Annotated in this window: 2 protein-coding genes; both read left to right on the top strand. The window is 44.7% G+C overall.

What is annotated here, in order from left to right; all coding sequences use genetic code 11:
• Nucleotides 1–114: 114 nt before the first annotated feature.
• Entirely contained in the window at nucleotides 115–1659 is a 1545-nt protein-coding gene (gene istA, locus WG905_RS19450; protein WP_339593431.1) for an IS21 family transposase, read from the top strand.
• 14 nt (nucleotides 1660–1673) lie between these two features.
• Nucleotides 1674–2402, top strand: coding sequence for an IS21-like element helper ATPase IstB (istB, locus tag WG905_RS19445; protein ID WP_339593430.1), 729 nt, complete (start codon nucleotides 1674–1676; stop codon nucleotides 2400–2402).
• Nucleotides 2403–2486 lie beyond the last annotated feature (84 nt).

Below are 2486 nucleotides of genomic sequence, written 5' to 3'. Positions count from 1 at the left end.
TGCATATATCAGTCTATAACGGGCCACCCGTATCGGTGATATTGGGCCAGTCCTATCGGTGATACCGGGCCAATTTAAACAAAGCAGTATTTTACAGCAAACAAACTGTAGAATATGGCCGGCCATCGAAAAGACATGTTAGATATTCAACGTATTATTCAATTAAAAGCCCGTGGTGAAAGTAACCGCTCGATCGCCAGATTATTAGGGATAAACCGTAAGACTGTTAATGAGTACGTCCTGAATTTAGGCGGCTCAGGCCAAGACTTCTCAGAATTAAGCCGACTTGATGAAGAGTCATTAGTATCTATCTTGCCCGAGCCAAGAGTATTTAATAAGCCGCAGGCTTATCTGGATCTACAAGCGCTAGTCCCCATTTACAAAAAAGCCCTTAAGCAATCTGGGTTTACTTACTTAAACATCTTCGAAGAATACCGCAAGAAATATCCTGATGGATACGGTTATACGCAGTTTAAGGAGCATATACAGAAGGCTTTTGCCATTCAGCAGGCATCCTTTCATATGGAACAGATTATGGGCGAAAAGTTGCTGATCGACTATGCTGGTGACCGGCTTATACTCACCGACCGGGAAACAGGTGTAACCCGACAAGCAGAACTTTTTGTTGCTATCCTTGCTGGTAGCGGTTACACTTTTGTGGAGGCCAGTGAAAGTCAGCAGAAGGCGTCTTTTCTGAATAGTATGCGACGAAGCCTTGAATTTATTGGTGGCGTACCTAAGTTGATCGTTACAGATAACTTGAAGTCGGCAGTCACACAGGCTCACCGGTATGAACCGGAACTTAATAAAGACTTTAAAGCCTTTGCCCTTCATTACGGCACTGCCGTGTTAGCCACCCGTGCACGTAAACCAAAGGATAAGGCATTGGTGGAAAACGCGGTCAGGCTAGTCTATCAGCGGATCTGTTTTGCTTTAAAAGATCAGGTGTTCTTTGACCTGCATACACTCAATGCAGCCATCAAGCCATTATTGGAGCTTTATAACCAAAGAATGTATCAGCAAAGGGAAACCAGCCGAACCAGTCTATTTCTGGAACAGGAACAGCCGCTACTTTCCCCATTACCCGCCCAGGCCTTCACTTTAATCACTTACAAACAGGCTACGGTCCAAAAGAATTACCATGTATTCATCGGCGAAGACAAACATTACTACAGCGTTCCTCACCAATATATCGGTAAAAAAGTGGAGCTCCGTTACAACGAAACACTCCTTGAAGTATATTCTTCCGGTTCTAGAATAGCCTCACATCCCAGAAGCAAAAAAAGTGCATGCTTTTCTACTACTTCCAGCCATATGCCTGATAACCACGTGTTCATGCAAGGATGGAATATGACTGACTTTTTAGCCTGGGCAAAATCTAAAGACCAGGTTATCCATGACTATATAGAGACTGTATTTGCACAGCGTGCACATCCGGAACAAGCCCACCGGTCTTGCTGGGGCATACAGCGGCTGGGAAAAATCTATGGAACTGAGCGTCTTAAAAGTGCATGTATCCGGGCGGCAGACTTTGAGCAGTACGGCTATAAAGTACTAGAATCGATCCTGAAGCAAAACCTCGACCAGCAGGATCATGACCAAGAGCAACAATGTCTGCCAGTGCATGATAACCTGCGTGGGGCCACTTATTATCAATAATCCAATATACAGATATGAATACACAACAAACATTAGAAAAAATGAAGAGCTTGCGCCTTCCGGGAATGTGGCAGGCGTACAGCAGCAGCATTGAAAGCCAGGGACATTTACAGTTGACTGCCGATGAACTGCTCAGCATGCTGATTGATGCAGAATGGCAGGACAGGTCCAACAAGAAAGTAGTTAGGCTAACCCAGGGCGCCGCTTTTCGTTACTTATCTCACTTATCTGAGATCAACTATCAGGCAGCACGTGATCTGGACAGGGAATTACTGAACAGGCTTGCAACCTGCCAGTTTATTCAGCAAAAAGAAAACATCCTGATCACTGGCCCCACTGGTGTAGGCAAAAGCTTTATCGCATCGGCTCTTGGACATCAGGCTTGCGCGATGGGCTACAAAGTAGCCTATTATAACACGTCCAAACTTTTCACCAGGTTACATGGCGCCAAGGCTGACAACTCTTTATATAAAGAAATCGCACGCATAGAAAAGCAGGACCTGCTGATTCTGGATGACTTTGGTTTGCAGAATTTAGATAAACCACAAAGGGATCTGTTAATGGAAATTATCGAGGACAGGCATAATAAGAAATCAACCATTATTGCTTCTCAGCTGCCGGTAAGCACATGGTATGAAGTAATTGGTGAGGGAACAATTGCTGATGCAATCCTGGATCGACTCGTTCATAGTGCACACCGCATAAGTTTATCAGGAGAATCCCTGAGAAAAGTGAAAAAATAATCCTATAATTACTGGCCCAGTATCACCGATACAACTGGCCCACCTTCAAGCGATACGCTTGGCCCGGAATCACCGATATATACA

Source organism: Pedobacter immunditicola, assembly GCF_037482985.1.
GTDB classification, from domain to species: domain Bacteria; phylum Bacteroidota; class Bacteroidia; order Sphingobacteriales; family Sphingobacteriaceae; genus Pedobacter; species Pedobacter immunditicola.
The sequence above is the reverse complement of the archived record's forward strand: the minus strand, read 5'-3'. Positions and strand labels throughout refer to the sequence as shown.

Coding starts and splice junctions, on each gene's coding strand:
- istA (WP_339593431.1), top strand. CDS start 115: ATGGCCGGCCATCGAAAAGACATGTTAGATATTCAACGTATTATTCAA.
- istB (WP_339593430.1), top strand. CDS start 1,674: ATGAATACACAACAAACATTAGAAAAAATGAAGAGCTTGCGCCTTCCG.